Here is an 18,194-nt window from a genome sequence, read left to right on the forward strand (position 1 = left end):
CAGACAAAACTATAGACGCGAGATTACGCTTTGATACTTATAAAAGCGACTTGATCGCGCCTTTATATTTTGTACTGATGACAGTGATGATGACTTCCGTGTTAACACTAGCTTTGTCGAAGTGTATTACGAAAGATGAAGGTTTATAGTTTAATGTATTCTCGCATTACAACAAAAAACAGGGTGATAATGTTTCCAATACTCCATAATCAATACTTAAAGAAGAAGTCAGAATTTAGAATTCACAATTCAGAATTCAGCAATACTTAAGGAGTACTTTTTAGATAAATGCAGGGAAATTTAAATGAAATTGATATTTGCAGTATCCTGCAATTGATTGAGTTGGGACAGCGAACTGGGCAACTATGGGTAAGAGCTACTAGCTCTCACCATAACAACAAACTGGGTGGAGAGGGAGCAAGCATTTATCGCCCCAAACAACAGTCTTGGTTTGTCTTTTTCCTGAATGGTCAAATCATCTATTGCCAAGAAGGCGAGAGTAGTTTATCCAGAATTAGCGATTATTTACGTCATTACCGAGTTGAGATGCGACTCACCGACAAACAAATTGCCTCCCTACCATCAACCGACGCGCTAGAGTATGCCTATCTTTGGGCACTCTTGGAGCGGAATATCATTAACCCCAAGATAGCTGCTAGTATCATTCACGGCTTGGTGCATGAAACCCTCTTTGACCTGTTGAGCTTACACCAAGGTAACTTCATTTTCCATCAGGGTGCAGCACTTGCCCCGCAATTAAACACTTTCGAGATTGCGCCTTTTGTTACAAAAATTACGAAGCAGGTGCAAGAGTGGAAGCAACTGTATCCACACATTCAGTCTCCAGAACAATTGCCAGTGCTATCTGACAAGGTTCAGCTACAATCCTCGCTACCAGAAGCAACCGTGAATAAGCTACGACATTGGGCTGATGGTAAAACATCCTTGCGTCAGCTGGCTCGCTATCTCAACCGAGACATTTTGACAGTCGCTAAGGCAATATATCCATATGTGCAACAGAGTTGGCTACAACTAGTATATTCAGTCACAACTAAACCAGATACCCAAACGGATAGCTGGGAATTGAAGGGAAAACATCGGGGGCGGATAGTATGTCTTGACGATGCGATCGCCATCGGTGAGACTATAAATTCCATCTTACAACCACAAGGTTATGAAGCGATCGCTCTCACCAATCCTTTAGAGGCATTGAGTCTAATTTTTCAGCTCAAACCGGATTTAATTTTATGCGACATTGCCATGCCGGAATTGGAGGGGTACGAGGTTTGCGCCATGCTGCGACATTCAACAGCATTTCGGCTCATACCGATTATCATGCTTACTGGTAAAGATGGATTTATTGATCGAGTCAAAGCTAGCATGGTCGGGGCAACAGATTATTTAACAAAACCATTTACAGACACTGAGTTACTCATGCTCGTGGAGAAATATATCAACAACCAATGAAAATTGGGCATGGGGCAGAAGAATTTTAGATTTTGGATTTTGGATTTTGGATTTTGGATTGAACATCTAAAATCTAAAAGACGCTGGATGACTCGCTAACGCAAATCCAAAATTGGGGAGGCATAGGGCATGGGGCACATAAAAAGATCCAAGATTTGTTGATCTACTAAAAGATCACGTAAAAGATGTTATCACAGAGTCAGCCAACTCAGTGAAACCTCAATATCCAGGAAAATAGTCAAAAACTAGAATTAATTTATACAGTTAATACTTGCGGAGGAATCGGGGAATGTTCCAAATAGGAACGTCTACATCAGGAGGTAGATAGACACTTATGAGTACAGTTCTGATTGTGGAAGACAGTATCGCGCAAAGGGAGATGATTACAGACCTCCTAAAAGCAACTGGCCTAACTGTTACCCATGCCAGTGACGGATTAGAAGCATTGGAGGCAATTCAAATAGCACCTCCCGATTTAGTGGTATTGGATATTGTCATGCCCCGGATGAACGGCTACGAAGTTTGTCGGCGGTTAAAATCTGATCCAAAAACCCAAAATGTCCCTGTGGTTATGTGTTCTTCCAAAGGCGAAGAATTTGATCGCTATTGGGGCATGAAGCAGGGTGCAGACGCCTATATAGCCAAACCGTTTCAACCAACCGAGTTGGTGGGAACAGTCAAACAACTGCTGCGAGGATAAGGATAAAAGCAATATGGTCAGCAAACCGGACTTTTTAAGTGGCAGTGGTCAAGACCATTTCCGACCTGAATTACAAGTAGAAAGTCCTGAAGGTGAGTTACATTTGAGGTTTTACATTCCCTCGCATCAGGAGTTTGCACTACAAGCAACTGGCATCCGGGAGGTAATTGAACTAAGTCCTGATAGAATCACCCCGATTCCTAATGCTTCTCCTTTACTTTTGGGTACTCTAAATTTACGAGGTCGAGTTATTTGGGTGGCTGATTTGGGTCAATTTCTTGGGGAAGCAAGTGCATTAAACACGGATAGAGCTGAAATTCCGGTGATTGCCATTGAAGAGCAAGACACAATGGTGGGTTTAGCAGTAGAGGAAATCGGTGGTATGGATTGGCTGGATGTCCAAAATCTCATGCCACCAAGTAATGTTCCAGATACTATGGCTCCCTTTTTACGTGGAGAGTGGTTATTACGTGCTAAAAATAATCAGTGTCTACGACTGCTCGATCAAATAGCAATTTTACGGAGTGCGCGGTGGGCAGGATGAAATTGGAGGAGGAAATGGCAGCAAGTATTGATAATTACGAGCCAACATATCAACAGGCGATGACCGCCTATGTTCAAAGAAATTATGAGGTTGCCGCCACTTTAGTTGACCAAGTGGTGCAAAATTTACCAAATGACCCCAACTCCCATTTGTTAAGGGGTCACATCTACTATGTTTTACAGCAGTACGATGTAGCAAAAGAAGAATATCAACAGGTATTAGGCTTGACTAACGATCAAGAAATTATTGGTTTTGCCAATAATGGAATTGAGAATATCAATCAATATTTACAGTCATTCAGTGGGGAGATTGATACATCAGGTAGTCAAGAGCAAATAAATTCCCCAGAGATATCTGATGCACTGGCATATAGCGAACAAGAATTAGAAGATTTGGGGGCTAGTGAGGAGTTTGACAGCAAAAACCTTGATTTGAACTTTTTTGGCGAGCATCAAGAAACTGTGAATGGCATTGAAGAACCATCTTCAAAAAGTCCATTTGACATCCCCACAGAAGATAGTATTGGAACAGGAAAAATATCAGATTCTTCTACAGCTTTTGGTGACGACCCTTTTGCATTGAATGAAGAATCACAGGAACAAGAGCCAAATAGCAACTGGGAGGATAAAACAGAATTAGAGTTGCCTGCTTTTTGGCAGGAAGATATGCCAGAAAATAGTCTAGAAGAATCATTAGTAAATAGTCATTTCTCAGATAATGGGATAAATTCTGATCACGGGAATTCAGCTATTGACAATAATAACTCTTCATCTGCTAATTCCAAAACTGGTAATAGTGAGAATAACTTCCCTGATTTGTTGAGTGAAGCAAAGTCTCCAGAACTGAGTCTTGGGAATTTAGAATATAAAAAATCTAGTTTTGGAGACGAAACTTTACTCATTGTTGAAGAAGAACTGAGAAATGGTTCGTCAACGACAAATAACTTGGAATACAGCAGTCAGTATGAATTGGCTGAAACCGAAGCACATAATTGGTTGAAACCAAGAGATGTGGGAACAGAATCAGCTTTTGTGCCTGATTTATCTGATGATTCTTCATCTTTTAGAAGCAATCTACCTCTGGAAGAAAAGCAGTTTAAATCAGGTAAAGTTATCGATAAAAATAGCTTTGAGGACGATGAAAATTTTGATATAGAAGCATTTGAGTCTGCCTTTGGCTCAGAGGGGTTAAGCTCTTATGAAGACTCAAACAATATACTAAATGGAGAAAATTCTAAGAGCAATATCGAGTTTTTAGATGACTTTGAGGAATTTGACGATTTAGGCAACATTCCAGGGTTTGACCTGATGGAAGGAGATTCTAACTTCGGTGATCTAGCAATGCATTCTGCTCCATCAGAAACTAGTAACAGTGGCCGCCCTCAAAGCGCGGAGGCTTTTTTAAATAATGCAGCTGCTAACGATCGCGAAGAGGAACTATTCACGATGACTGGTTCCCATGAAGCAGTTCCAGTCTTTAGCCAAACAGATGTCTCGAAACTAGAACCCAATGTCAGCATCGAGCAAGGATGGTTAGCACCATTAGAGAATGCCTCCATAGAAAGGAAACAATGGTTAATTGCTGGAAGTGTGGGCATTGTCTCGGCGCTGGTTGTAGCCACAGTTAGCTTTGTCGCCACCACATTTTCTCCAGCCCAACAACGAGAATCAGTCCGAAACACAGGTTGGGCAATGTCACTCGCATCTGGGATTGCAGGTTTTGCTACCGCAGGCTTCATGGGGAATCTTGCACTCAAACAAATTCGGCGCACAACTAATGATCTCCAAACTCAGTTTGAGGCTGTACGCCAAGGAAATTTGAATGCTCAAGCCACTGTGTTTTCCGAAGATGAATTGGGGCATTTATCCACTGGCTTTAATGAAATGGCGCGGGTAATTTTCACGACGACAAGTGAAGCCCAACGGAAAGCCGATGAACAAGAGGAAGCTAAAGAAAACCTGCAACGTCAGGTAATTCGCCTGTTGGATGATGTGGAAGGAGCTGCTAGAGGAGATTTAACAGTCCAAGCTGAAGTGACAGCAGACGTACTGGGAGCCGTAGCTGACGCCTTTAACCTGACAATTCAAAACCTGCGGGATATCGTCCAACAGGTAAAAGTGGCAGCGAAGGATGTGACAAAAGGTGCAACCAACTCCGAAACCTTTGCTAGAGCCTTATCTGGTGATGCTTTGCGCCAAGCAGAAGAGTTGGCAGTAACGCTGAATTCTGTACAGGTAATGACCGACTCGATTCAGCGGGTAGCAGAGGCGGCGCGGGAAGCTGAAACCGTCGCCCGTGATGCTAGTACGATCGCTCTCAAAGGTGGAGAAGCAGTAGAAAATACTGTGGCGGGGATTTTAGAAATTCGGGAAACCGTTGCCGAAACCACTCGAAAAGTGAAGCGGTTGGCAGAATCTTCCCAAGAAATTTCTAAAATTGTGGCGTTGATTTCCCAAATTGCTTCCAGAACAAACTTGCTAGCACTGAATGCTAGTATTGAGGCGGCAAGGGCGGGAGAAGCTGGACGCGGGTTTGCGATCGTCGCAGATGAAGTGCGCCAGCTAGCAGATAAATCTGCTAAATCCCTGAAGGAAATTGAACAAATTGTGATGCAAATCCAAAGCGAAACAGGCTCGGTGATGACCGCGATGGAAGAAGGCACACAACAAGTAATTAAAGGGACAAAATTGGCAGAAGAAGCCAAGCGATCGCTCGAAAACATTATTCAGGTAGCGAATCGCATCGATATTCTTGTGCGCTCGATTACCAGCGACACTGTGGAACAAACTGAAACCTCCCGCGCCGTCGCTCATGTAATGCAATCAGTAGAACTCACCGCCCAAGAAACTTCCCAGGAAGCACAGCGAGTCTCAGGTGCCCTACAACACTTAGTAGGTGTATCCGGTGACTTGATAGCCTCCGTTGAACGTTTCCGAGTGGAAACTATGGAAACCAGGTAACAAAGTTAGGAGTTAGGAGTGAGGAGTTAGAAATAAAAATCACAACCCACATTTCACAACTCATAACTTGGAAAAAAGTTAGGAGTTAGGAGTGAGGAGTTAGAAATAAAAATCACAACTCATAACTCATAATTCATAACTCATAATTCATAACTCATAACTCATAACTCATAACTTTTGCTATGCTGCCGGAACAACAACAGCGGATTTTGGGTTACTTTATCGAAGAAGCCAGGGATCACCTGAACACCATTGAACAGGGGTTGCTGAATTTAGAGGGTACCCTGAACGACCCGGAAATGATCAGTGAAGTCTTCCGGGCGGCTCACTCCATCAAAGGAGGAGCGGCGATGCTTGGATTGACTAGCATCCAGCATACCTCCCACCGTCTGGAAGATTGTTTCAAAATTCTCAAAGATAATCCGGTTAAGATTGACCAAAAGTTGGAGTCTTTATTTCTTGGTGTATCTGATACCCTAAAATCGCTGTTAGAGCATTTGAGTGGGCCATTTGGTCTTTCTGAAGATGCAGCTAATACTTTAATGTCAGAAACTGAGCCAGTCTTTCAATGGCTGTATCAGCATCTGGAACTACTTGTAGAACAAGGAAAAAATGGAGTAGCCAGCAGTCCTGACGCAACAGAACTACACACAACCTCTGTAGAGAATGTCTCCACACTTACAGAACTTTTCCTGCGGCGAGATATTCCCAGTTTGGCAGAAGACATCCATCACGAATCTCCAGAAATATCTTTCTCGGTAGCACCGCAGGAGGTGCGAGACGCTCGAGGACTCGCTAACGCTGCGCTATCGCCCTTGACGTTGGCGCAGCCAGACGAACACGGACTCGTTGGCGCAGCCTCTGGTATTGGCGCAGCCTCTGGTAGAGTTAAGGCTGGGCTATCGCCAGTCACTGCTAAAGAAAATCATGATTGGGGCGAGTTCCAAGCCCAAGTGCTGCAAAGACTACGGGAAATGTTGCAACTGTTTAAGCAAACAACAACACCCTCAACTCGACAAAACCTTCAGCAATGCTGTTACCAGTTAGTCAAACTTGGTGAGACTTGGAAGTTGTCCAAGTGGTGTGGTTTGTGTCAAGCAGCAGCCAGTGCGATCGGCAATCCCGAAAATACTTATCTAACTTTAGCTAAAATTGTCATTACCGAAATCAAGCAAGCTCAAGAATTAGTCCTGCAAGGTAGGGAAGCCGAAATTGCAATTAGTCAGCAACTAGAAGCACTTTTGAGCTTTGCAGAAATTGAGTTATTAGAAACTACTCCTGATTTGTTTGATAAACAGTCTGCGGCTTTGACAGAATCATTAACTGTCTCAGAGCCAATTTTATCTGGTAACACCGAGCCGTTAGTCATAACTGACCTAGCCGAGGCAACTGAGGAACTGAATTTAGACGAGGATATTAGCGATAGCGCAGCCTCTTCGAGTCCACAAGCGTCTCGCTACGCCAACGTCAAGGGCGATCGCTCCTATCTTCAGTCAAAAGGGACACTACTAAACGCTGCAACTCACACTAGTCTTGCTTTCACTGCACATGAGGAAGCACATCCAATCAGTAGCAATCTTGACCCCAATGGCCCAGAGGTAGGAATAGCTGAGTTAAATACGCTTGCCGATTTATTTGAAGGTGAAAGTCCCGAACTAGATGAAAGCTGGCATCGAGAAGAAACCTTAGATATTGTTGCCACCGATGACTTTGGAATTGATTTCAGCAGCACTGACGCTGAGGATGTTCATAGCGATTTATCCGATTTACTCTCCTTTGATGAAGAGATAAGCAAAGAGCAGCACCCAAGAACCACAGCCACGACAGAAGATTTATCCCTGTTATTTGGCGAAAACTTCCTAGAAAAGGAGAATTCAGAACCACAAAATCAACAAACATCTGCTCCGACTCTAGAGTTGAGCGATATTAACGCACTTAATATAAATTTAGACTCTTCTACTACAGAGAATTTACAAGAATTTACTGATATTCCTAGTGATCCAAACCAGCCTCCTAGTGAAATTGTCCAAAATAGTGTTGACAAAAAGGATGTGGTTGAAGATTTATTGACACCGGCACTAGATGATGATGGTGAACTATTGCCTACAGGCGAAGTGACTCAACCAGAAACTGAAGCGATCGCCAGTGTGGAACTATCTATCAACCAACAAAACAGTTTTGATAACTTATTCTTAGAAACTAGAAATGCAAATTGGGTAGAAGAAATTACTCCTAGTGACTACATAGAATTACCCCAGCAAACAGGCTTGTCTTTGGACAGCCTGTTTGTAGAAATGGAAGAACAGACACTACTGCCTACAAGTGAACCAGAAATCGGTGATTTATTTGATACATCTCCAGCAACGGCACCTGAATTTTCTCAATCAGAAAATGATCTGAGCAACTTCTGGAACCAGGAAACCACAGAGGAACAGGACGAATTCGATTCCTTAATTGAGCAGAATGTGGAAAGGGCGTTAGAGGAGAGTTTGTTTGCTACGACTGATGATATTTTTGCCGACAGTCAGCAGCCTATACCTTCTCCTATAGCCAGTTTTGACATAGAAGAAGATTTTGATCTCAATTTCCAGCACCAAGAGCAGCTAGATTTGATATTCTCATCAGATTCTGGAGATGATTTATTTGATGAGTTAGCACCGAGTAACTCAACTATTTCCCCGGCAATCAGCGATCGCATCCAGCCCTCTACGCCGGAAACGCCGTTGTTCGCGCAGCATCCAGAGTCAGAAATTCTGACGCGATCGCAACAACCAGAAGCTTTAGATTTTGTTCCAGAATTTACCAATCAGCCCCCAGAGATATCTGCTGTTGATCTGGGACTTGATTCATTCGGCTCTTTCGATGAAAATCCGCAACTACTATTTGAAGATGTAGCTACACATAACTCCACCTATATTCAGATGGAAACCACAGATAATACTGTGGATGGATCGGCTACAGAAGCTTCTTTAGATATCAATTTTGGTGAAACTTCAGATTCAGCCCAAGCACAGCCAGATGATTTGTTCGGCTCTTTCGATGAAAATCTGCAACTGCTGTTTGAAGATGTAGCTACACATGACTCCACCTATATTCAGATGGAAACCACAGATAATACTGTGGATGGATCGGCTACAGAAACTTCTTTAGATATCAATTTTGGTGAAACTTCAGATTCAGCCCAAGCACAGCCAGATGATTTGTTCGGCTCTTTCGATGAAAATCTGCAACTGCTATTTGAAGATGTAGCTACACATGACTCCACCTATATTCAGATGGAAACCACAGATAATACTGTGGATATATCGGCTACAGAAGCTTCTTTAGATATCAATTTTGGTGAAACTTCAGATTCAGCCCAGACAAGCCCAGAAGTTTTAGATACTGAGGATAACAATAACTTAGAAACTGCCTTTGAGTTCACAGAAAATACGGATTTTGAAAGTACAGAACTGGGTTTTGCAAATGATTTATTGTTTACAGAAACTGCTCTGCTAGAAGCAGGAAAACAGGAAGAATTAGGAGAAAATGCGGCAACGATTGACTCACAAGCTGTCAATGACTTTACACAAACGGTTATTCAGGAAGATGTAGAAACTGATTTATGGGATCTAGGAGAAATATCTGAAACTGCACCAGTGTCAGAAGAAAAAAATGCTATTGTTGCCTCAACAGAAGAATTGGCAACCACAGAAACCATTGAAGAAGTTGCTCCAGAAGATGAATTTGCCGACTTGGCAGCATTATTAGGAGAGGAAGTAGTACCCATCCCCAAAGCTACCTCAATACCAGAAGTAGATTTTGCAGCCCTGGAAGAATTGCTAGGTACAGATAACGACAGCGATGTCTACGACGGGCTACGCCAACGCCAGCCCCTCAACACTCAACCAGTCTTGGCTAAAAATGCCATTCCATCACCAGGCATAGATGAATTTGGTGACTTGGAGAAGTTGCTGGCAGAAGCAGATCAAACAATATCCCATTCACCTTTAGTAAAATCAAACACTAGTAACAATCTTCGCCCCTCTACTCGTCGATCTGCAAGATTTGAAGAAACGATGAAGGTTCCAGTAAAGCAACTGGACGATATGAGTAATTTAGTTGGGGAGTTGGTGGTAAATCGCAATACCTTAGAGCAGGATCATGAACGGCTGCGGCAGTCATTAGATAACTTGCTGATTCAGGTACAACAGCTCTCGGATGTGGGCGCAAGAATGCAAGAGTTGTACGAGCGATCGCTACTGGAAGCCTCTCTGTTAGCTGGACGCAAAAAGAAAGACTCCGGCTTCCAAGCCCCTGATTTCAATGCTGATAGAGGTTTTAGCGAGCTAGAAATGGATCGCTTTACTCCCTTCCATACACTCTCCCAGCAGATGATTGAGCGCATTGTGCGAGTGCGTGAGTCGGCAAGTGACATTGATTTTGTGACCGAAGAAACCGAACGAGTAGCAAGGCAGTTCCGCCAAGTAACCACCCAGTTACAAGAGGGATTAACAAGAGCGCGAATGGTGCATTTTGCCCAAACTATCGATCGCTGGCGGCGAGGAGTGCGCGACAACGCCATCAAGTGTGGCAAACAAGTGGAGTTGGTGATCGAAGGTGGCGATACCTTAATTGACAAGATGATTTTGGATCATCTGACCGATCCGTTAACTCATATGCTGAATAATGCGATCGCTCACGGTATTGAAACGCCAGAAGAACGACAAGCTGCTGGTAAACCACCCGTGGGAATCATTACTATCCGTGCCTTCCACCAAGGCAACCAAACGATCATTTCTGTAGGCGATGATGGTGCAGGCATCGATTCAGCAAAGGTTAAGACTAAGGCAATGAAGATTGGCATGATTACACAAGCGCAGGCAAAAGCCATGTCTCGCCTGGAAGTCTACGATCTGCTGTTCCAGTCTGGTTTTACGATGAAAGACCAAGCAGATGAAATTTCTGGTCGTGGTGTAGGTATGGACGTAGTGCGCTCCGAGATTAGCGAAATTCGGGGGACAGTGACCACCGATTCTGCACTCGGTAAGGGAACCACCTTCACTATTCGTCTGCCACTGACTCTGAGTATTTGTAAAGCTCTCTGCTGCGTCTCTGATCGAGCCAGGATTGCCTTCCCGATGGACGGTGTAGAAGATACGCTGGATATACCATTGAAAAATATTCAGCACGATGCCAATGGCCAATCATTTATTTCCTGGCGCGATACGGTGCTGCCATTCCGACCCCTGAAGGAACTTTTAACCTTCAATCGCCAAATCAGTCGGGGTAATGTCTATGGTGGCACCAGAGATGATGATATGGTTTCTGTAGTCGTGGTGCGATCGGCAAATACCCTGATTGCTCTACAGATTGATCTGGTGTTAAGCGAACAAGAAATTGTAATTAAGCAATTTGAAGGGCCAGCGCCTAAACCCATTGGTGTCGCTGGTGCTACAGTCCTTGGTGATGGTCGAATTATGCCTATTGCTGACGTGCTGGAAATAATTGACATCTTCCAAGGACGGATTTCTACAGAAATTGGTGGCAATTCTTGGCAACAGAAAGGTACTCCCCAAGACACCTCTCCTGCGAAGATTGATCCAACAGTGCTGATCGTCGATGACTCAATTACAGTCCGAGAATTGCTATCCCTGACATTTAACAAAGCAGGTTATCGCGTAGAACAGGCGCGTGATGGCCAGGAAGCTTGGGATAAACTCCGCTCCGGTCTGCCTTGTGATATTGTATTTTGCGACATCGAAATGCCCCGCTGCGATGGTCTGGAGTTACTCTCTCGCATCCAGAAAGACCCTAACCTCAACCACCTACCGATCGCTATGCTCACCTCGCGGGGTGCAGACAAGCACAGACAAATTGCAGCTCAACTCGGTGCTAGTGGCTACTTTACCAAGCCCTATCTCGAAGAAGCTCTACTTGAAGCTGCGGCGCGGATGTTGAAAGGGGAAAAACTACTTGTTAGCAGTACGAGTAATGTTTAGTGACATTCCCACCCCTTGAAGGGGTGGAATTCTTGGTTCATGCAGTCCACAAAACATGATTAGTTTCCCAATCAAACCCGTGCGAAGTTAGCTTTTCGCCCTACTCCTGTTTGGCATCAGGTGCGGGTGAACCCGGTACGTATTTGACTTGCTCGATCGCACCAGTGTATGTAAAGACCCCATATTTTTTGTAGAGATCCCATGACACGGGACTCCGGGCATCTTTACCGATGTCTAATCCTTCATAGGGAAAGCCACCAAACGTTAGCCCCAGCTTACCCGCCGCGACTTGCTGCCCGTTGACAAAGAGTGTTCCAGACCCCTGGCGCTTGCCCAGTGCATCGTAATTCAAATCGATGTTAAGTTGACCTGGCTGTAGCTGGACTGCGGGAAACTTAATTGACTGACCATAGTTATTGTGTTCGTAGAACAGCTTGCCATTGTCAATATAGAAGATATAACCAACTTCCTGTCCACCGTGCGCCAGAATCACCCCGCGATCGCTTGCTTTATACTGAGCCTTCACCTGGATGGTATAATCGCGATCGCTCACCAAGGGCAAAATGTCTGGTTCTAATACCAACTCACCTGCATGGAATGTCTTTGGTTTCACTTTCTCCTTAATATAAGGCGGCACCCCTCCATGTTGCGGGGATTCTAACAGGGGATAAACTTGATACTTGAATGCTGCTGCATCAAAGGCTGCTGCCAGTTTTTTGACTTTCTCTGGATACTGGTTGGCCAAATTGTTGCTTTCGGAGTAATCTTTGTTCAGGTTGTACAACTGCCACTCGGAATCACTTAATGGTTTCCCAGTCTGATGATCGGTGACAGCATACCAACCATCTTTGTAATACCCTCGATTGCCTGAATTCTCATAGTATTGTTCAGTTCTTTGTTCCGGCGCGTTGGCATCATTAAACAGATAGGCAAAGCTGATACCTTCGAGAGGTTTCGTGGGTTTGCCATTAAACCTGTCAGGATGCTTGATGCCTGTCAATTCCAGGAGGGTAGGTGTAATGTCTGTGATGTGCGTAAATTGTGTCCGGGTAGCACCCAAATCTTTGATTTTTGCGGGATAGGAAACAATCAATGGATTCCGTCTACCGCCCCCAAGGGTAAAGAACTTGTACAGCTTCAGGGGTGTATTGGAAACGGTTGCCCAGCCAATAGGATAGTGAGGCGCAGTCTGAGGACTACCAATCAACTCGAACCGACTGATATCTAGGGCTTTATCGTCTGGTAAACCGGAGTAATGTCGGGCTACATTCGTCGTACCATTTGCCCCGCCTTCTCCAGAACCCCCATTATCAGAAGCAACAATAATAATTGTGTTGTTGAGTTGTCCTGTGGATTCTAGATACTCATAGAGTTTGCCAAAGTTTTGATCCAGGTTATCAACGAAGGCTGCATAGGCTTCCTGGTAACGAGCAAATAGCTTTTTATCCTCAGCCGATAGTGTATTCCAAGCTTTAACGCCTGGATTTGGGGGTGGTAGTTGAGTGTCGGCAGGAATTAGCTTTGATGCAAGTTGCTTCTGATACCGTTGTTGGCGTAGCACGTCCCAGCCGACATCATACTTGCCTTTGTATTTGGCAAGGTCTGCTGGATGAATATTAAACGGTGAATGAACAGCATTGTTGGCAAAATACAAGAAAAATGGCTTGTCTTTTGACTTAGTTTTTGCTTGTTTGAGCAATGCGATCGCTTTTTCTGTCCAGTAGTCAGTGGTGAGGAAATTCTCAGGATAGCGATCGACTGAAATCGGCGTATTGTCTTCGTAGAGAATATGGGGTGTCTGGGGATGTTCCAATCCATCTAAAAAGCCAAAGAAATGTTCAAATCCCCGTTGTAACGGCCAAGAATTTAATGAAGCGGTGGCGGTGCGATCGTAAGTTTGAGTCAAATGCCACTTACCTGTCAGCAGCGTAGAATAGCCGTTGCTACGTAAAATTTCTGCCAGAGTCACGACATTGCTTTGAATTTCACCCGCATAACCGGGAAAACCAGGGTTTGCCTCAGCAACCCAACCGACACCCGCAGAGTGGGCATTTAATCCCGTCAATAAAGATGCTCTTGTGGGAGAACAAAGCTGATGCGTTGTGAAGTTGCTAAACCGCAGTCCGTTAGCTGCCAATTTATCAATATTCGGTGTCCTGATTTCTGAACCGTAGGGGCCTAAATCCGAAAACCCCAGATCGTCAATTAGGAAAACAACAATGTTGGGGGCCCCTTTTGGTGCTGCGGTGGTGCCAGATGAAGCCAGAGATTTTTTGACTAAAACCGATGGTGGCTGTGGAGTCCACCAAGGCGTTGATTCTGCCAAGGTTCTGCCGATTTTGCCTTTAAATCCAGCATAAGCTTGCGTACTTGTATCACCTGCTCCCTGAGTAGAGTTCTGGGCTAAACTGCTGGCGATAGTTGTGCCAGTAACCAGCAAGATGCTAAACACAACCAGTGTTAACCAAGCAGTTGGTGAAACAAGTTTTTGCTTGACTTTTTGAATGAATGATGAATTTCGTTTTCTGTTCAACAGACCTGCCTCCTTACAAGCAATAGTACTTAAGCCAGCACATCACTTATGCTGGATCAAAAATGCACTCATATTCCTGCTGATCAATTGCGTAACCACACCCAGATTGTTTACTTCGGGAATGTGTGGTGGAATTACTTTTCCTGCTGTATCCAATGCAAGCAATACATCAGTAGGACTTACGCAAAATTGTCTCAAAAACCTGATTTTTCGTAGCGGTAATTCATGAATTACCGCTACTTCTTTTTTGCGTAAGTCCTGATCAGGTTTTTCTAATGGTAGTATCTTCCCCTTAACAGAAGGTTTATAGTACAAACAAATGCGAGTATTATACTATATGTCTACCGGATTATCGTAGTATTAATTTAAGCCAAAACCCATACCCGATTTATTCTTCTGTAAGGGTACTGTCTATTAATTATGTAAATTGTGTATATAAAACTACAGCAAGCCTACCTTTAGTACTGAGTCTAAAATTTGCACTGTCATCTGCTCAACTTTATATATACAGGAGGAAGGAATTTGGTATCCCTAATCATTTGTCTATACCAAAATCTACGTTAGCAAGAGAACAGATCAAACATCTAAGCAAAAGATACTATAACGATGCAAAACTACGTTCTGAGCTCTAATAGCAGTGAATTTGGCTATACACCGCCTATAAAAACGCAATATGTAGCTTTTCTGTAGTTGACTAGTGGTAGATTTAAGTTACTCTTAAAGCGGATCGCTTCCTCTAAGAATCTACCCTGACAGAACTGTATAAAGATATAGTTAAATTTAGCAATTCTGTCCGAGATTTTGAATTTGCAAACTGAATAGTTTGATACGGCGCTCAAAAGCCTGATCCACTACCCTAAACAAGGTAGTCAATTAGATGACTCAATATCATCTCTCTGGTAATTGTAATGAATAGTTTACAATACCAATGGATGAGAAAATCTAAAGAAAATATAAAAGAGACTCAACTGTGGTGTCTGGAGGACAAAAGTGTTTCTGAGACTAGCACATCAACATCGACAATTCGTCCAAGACTTGGTAATGAACCTGCAAGCCTTGGCGATTGTACTAGAGCGGCGCGGGTATCTTGCTTCCTGTTACACCTGTGGCGACCAAATGAATAGTGCATCGTTTATGGTTAGCTTGGGTGATAACCATCTGATTCGGTTTTTAGTGTCCGATTACGGGATTACTTGGACGGAAATGCGGGATGACCGCGAATTAATGAAGTTAGAGGGTGCGGAGGCAATTAGCCAATTAGACGAACTGGCTAATCTTGTCAAGCAATCTACGCAAACCGATACAGGCTCTAAAACTCTTGCCAAGAAGTATTAAGGTTCCAAAGGTCGATCGCAAATTAGAAATTGATTATCGGTAACTGGTAATGGTGGCTTAGTTGGCGATCGCTCTTAACCTATTCTCCGTTACCATTAAGTGATTGGCTCGTGGCTGGCCCATCGCCCACTTTTTTGTATCTGCCAAAATCTCACTAGCCGGATTTTGAGCCTTTAGCTGGAAGATGTTAAAACACACCCAAGTCAGAGGTTGGGTCGTTGGGCGCTCCTCTTTGCCCAAAATTTCATCAAAACGCGAAAACTTCTCTACGAGACGCTACGCCAACGTTAAGCTTCTCTACGAGAGGCTACGCCAACGCTAACGCAGTTTTCGTTAGGGCTATGTAAAAGGATTCAGTAATGGAATATCGCAGCTATCGAAATCGCGGATGTTGCGCGTTACTAAAGTTAGCTGGTGAATTTGGGTAGTAGATTACTATCATTATATCTGCTTGACTGTGTGTTTTCCCTAGTTATGAATTTTTACTCCTATTCTCCATTACCAATCAAAATAAAAGGTGCCCAATAGTATGGGTGACTAAAGTCACTAACTGCTGTAACGGGTACATTGTGACTTTTTCCCTTCCAGTCTCCAGTAATTAATGAGATTTGAGCTTGTCGTAAAGCTTCAGTTTTAGTTAAATTATCAGTGGAGAGGATACCATAAAAAGCACTCATGAGTGCTTGTGTACCACCATCATCCACAGACCACAACGAGGCGATCGCAGCTCTTGCGCCGGTTTGCTGCATCTGATAGCCAAAGCCCAAAATTTCCTCACCGTTACCCAACTTGCCTCCCAAGCCGGTTTCACAGGCGCTCAACACTACCAAATCTACATGGGGGAGTGACCAAGTGGCGACATCTCTAAAGTTAACGCGATCGCCATTCCCGAATAAAATAAACGAATCTTCTGGTTTACCCACCACAAAGGCTGCATGAGTCGCTAAATGGACAATTGTATAATCATCCATTTGGGGTACAGCGACTTTGGGGCTAAAGGCATCGTCTAAAAGCTTCGTAGTTTCAGGAACCGTAGCGGCTAAGTTTTCCACTTCCCGCGTTGCAAAGGGCAAACCAACGAAAGCAACCTGCCGATTACCAACTTTGATTTGATAATTACCTTTAGTAAAGGCACCGGCTAAAACCCGCAAAGTAGATTGTTTTGGGGTGTTTAAGTTAATCAGGCTGGCAGATGTAATGTGATTCACATTGAAGCGCTGCACTAGCCATTGTTTCCCATCATATAAAGCAGTTAAAGGAATGTAGCGTAACTGGTCATCTGGAGCGTAAATCAGAGTTTGTGTACCTGATAGCTTCAGGTCTTTTTCTATCGGTTTAATTAGCCAGTCATACAATTGGCGTGCAGGTGCTTTGATATTTCGACTGGGATTGATTAAAGCTTGGCGGAAAGCACCAATTGTCTGATAGAGGGTTTCGCGTTTTACAGCAACGGTACGATGAATTGGTGGGGATTCAGGAGTGACCAATACCAATTCCAAACTATCTTTTAAAATCAGTGGATAGAGTAGTGCCGATTTTTGAGGTAATCGCGCCAAATTACCCCGAAGTTCGTTGAGACTCTCCAAATCCAAATTTTGCCGCCTAGCTGTCCGGCTAATTTGCTCTACCTGTGCTTTCACTGAAGGACTATTGATAAATTCGTTAAATTTATCTAGAAGTTGCTGTTGATTTAGCACTAATTGCTCGATCCGTTGTTTCTGTTCGAGCGATCGCTCTTTGGGGGAAATTTTCCGTAGTGTTGTCAGTTCTTTACCCAGCACAACAGCACTATCCAGGGTTTGCTCTAACTTTTGTTTAATTGGTTTTTCTGTAGCCGCTATATTAATACCCTTAGCAGTCCGTTGATTACCTGGCACAGTCTGAAGATATTCCTCTAGTTCTTCAACTTTGAGTAAATCCATTGTTCTTTGTGCTTCGGCAACACGTTCCTGTTTGAGTAATCGTTCACCCAAAAGGCGATATGTCTGGCTAACAGTTATGGTGTAAGCCTCTGGTTGTGGCGCACTCAGCGCTGATGGATTCAAGCGAGCTTTCTCACGATTAATCAAACAATGCTTATAGAAAAAAATTGCTAACTCTGGTTGGTTTTGGATATCAAATAAGTAACCTATGTTACTGTAGGTTTTGCCAAGTCGAACGAGATCCCCAAGTTCTTTATTAATTAATAGGGCTTGCTGATAGGATTGAAGTGCTTCAGGATACTTCCTTTGACTTTGGTAGATTCTGCCGATATTGTTGAATGTTACCGCTTCCCAAGAGCGCTCTCCAAGTTCTTGGCTGATGGCTAATGCTTTCTCCAATCTCTGCAACGCTTCTTGTGATTGACTTTGCCGAGATTCTTTGATAGCTTCTTCGTTGAGCCTTTCAATTTCTGAGAGCTGATTATTCTTGGGTAAAGCTTGAGCTTTTTCTCCCGAGTCGTACCTAAATTTTGCATTTGTGCTTACCTGGTTATTTTCTGGGTAAGCCATCCCAAAACCTAGTAAACTAAGTAGAGTCAAAGTAACAACATTCACATACCGAAGATTAGGCTGCATAACAAAACACTCCCTATACTCGGAAGTGTAAATATTAAATCAAGAAGTCCAGCAACGCAATTAATTTTTATGCTATTCAATAATTTGGAAAATTTATAGGTGCTTGGAAAATTGAA

9 protein-coding genes are annotated in these 18,194 nt (G+C 43.5%); 6 read left to right on the top strand and 3 right to left on the bottom strand.

Annotated features, from left to right (window positions below):
• Positions 1-288: 288 nt before the first annotated feature.
• The 5 genes from V7K30_RS18295 to V7K30_RS18315 all read left to right on the top strand — a co-directional run bounded on the left by V7K30_RS18295 (position 289) and on the right by V7K30_RS18315 (position 11,652).
• The gene (locus tag V7K30_RS18295) at positions 289-1,467 is read left to right on the top strand and encodes a response regulator (protein ID WP_335001599.1); all 1,179 of its coding nucleotides are present in this window, start codon (positions 289-291) and stop codon (positions 1,465-1,467) included.
• Positions 1,468-1,801: 334 nt separating this feature from the next.
• The gene (locus V7K30_RS18300; protein ID WP_069073698.1) at positions 1,802-2,167 is read left to right on the top strand and encodes a response regulator transcription factor; all 366 of its coding nucleotides are present in this window, start codon (positions 1,802-1,804) and stop codon (positions 2,165-2,167) included.
• A 13-nt stretch (positions 2,168-2,180) separates the two neighbouring features.
• On the top strand, positions 2,181-2,711 hold the full coding sequence (locus V7K30_RS18305; RefSeq protein ID WP_335001601.1) for a chemotaxis protein CheW: 531 nt from the start codon (positions 2,181-2,183) through the stop codon (positions 2,709-2,711).
• Between the two features lie 14 nt (positions 2,712-2,725).
• Positions 2,726-5,671 carry a methyl-accepting chemotaxis protein gene (locus V7K30_RS18310; RefSeq protein WP_335001603.1) on the top strand — a complete coding sequence of 982 codons (2,946 nt, stop codon included), beginning with the start codon at positions 2,726-2,728 and terminating at the stop codon, positions 5,669-5,671.
• 182 nt (positions 5,672-5,853) lie between these two features.
• Positions 5,854-11,652, top strand: a complete 5,799-nt coding sequence (locus V7K30_RS18315; RefSeq protein ID WP_335001605.1) for a hybrid sensor histidine kinase/response regulator — start codon at positions 5,854-5,856, stop codon at positions 11,650-11,652.
• A gap of 100 nt (positions 11,653-11,752) precedes the next feature.
• On the opposite strand, the gene V7K30_RS18320 is transcribed toward V7K30_RS18315, so the two are convergent.
• Positions 11,753-14,185 (bottom strand): arylsulfatase, encoded by a 2,433-nt coding sequence (locus tag V7K30_RS18320; RefSeq protein WP_335001607.1) that lies wholly within the window; start codon positions 14,183-14,185, stop codon positions 11,753-11,755.
• A gap of 990 nt (positions 14,186-15,175) precedes the next feature.
• Here V7K30_RS18320 and V7K30_RS18325 point away from each other — a divergent pair.
• The gene (locus V7K30_RS18325; protein ID WP_335001609.1) at positions 15,176-15,520 is read left to right on the top strand and encodes a DUF1815 family protein; all 345 of its coding nucleotides are present in this window, start codon (positions 15,176-15,178) and stop codon (positions 15,518-15,520) included.
• A 57-nt stretch (positions 15,521-15,577) separates the two neighbouring features.
• Here V7K30_RS18325 and V7K30_RS18330 read toward each other — a convergent pair whose 3' ends face one another.
• A complete protein-coding gene (locus V7K30_RS18330; protein ID WP_335001611.1) occupies positions 15,578-15,718 on the bottom strand; it encodes a hypothetical protein in 141 nt (46 codons plus the stop codon).
• A 290-nt stretch (positions 15,719-16,008) separates the two neighbouring features.
• Complete coding sequence (locus V7K30_RS18335; RefSeq protein ID WP_335001613.1) at positions 16,009-18,078, bottom strand: CHAT domain-containing protein; 2,070 nt, start codon at positions 18,076-18,078, stop codon at positions 16,009-16,011.
• Positions 18,079-18,194: the final 116 nt, after the last annotated feature.

The organism is Nostoc sp. (assembly GCF_036917655.1).
GTDB lineage: Bacteria > Cyanobacteriota > Cyanobacteriia > Cyanobacteriales > Nostocaceae > Nostoc.

Coding starts and splice junctions, on each gene's coding strand:
- V7K30_RS18310 (WP_335001603.1), top strand. CDS start 2,726: ATGGCAGCAAGTATTGATAATTACGAGCCAACATATCAACAGGCGATG.
- V7K30_RS18315 (WP_335001605.1), top strand. CDS start 5,854: ATGCTGCCGGAACAACAACAGCGGATTTTGGGTTACTTTATCGAAGAA.
- V7K30_RS18305 (WP_335001601.1), top strand. CDS start 2,181: ATGGTCAGCAAACCGGACTTTTTAAGTGGCAGTGGTCAAGACCATTTC.
- V7K30_RS18335 (WP_335001613.1), bottom strand. CDS start 18,078: ATGCAGCCTAATCTTCGGTATGTGAATGTTGTTACTTTGACTCTACTT.
- V7K30_RS18295 (WP_335001599.1), top strand. CDS start 289: ATGCAGGGAAATTTAAATGAAATTGATATTTGCAGTATCCTGCAATTG.
- V7K30_RS18300 (WP_069073698.1), top strand. CDS start 1,802: ATGAGTACAGTTCTGATTGTGGAAGACAGTATCGCGCAAAGGGAGATG.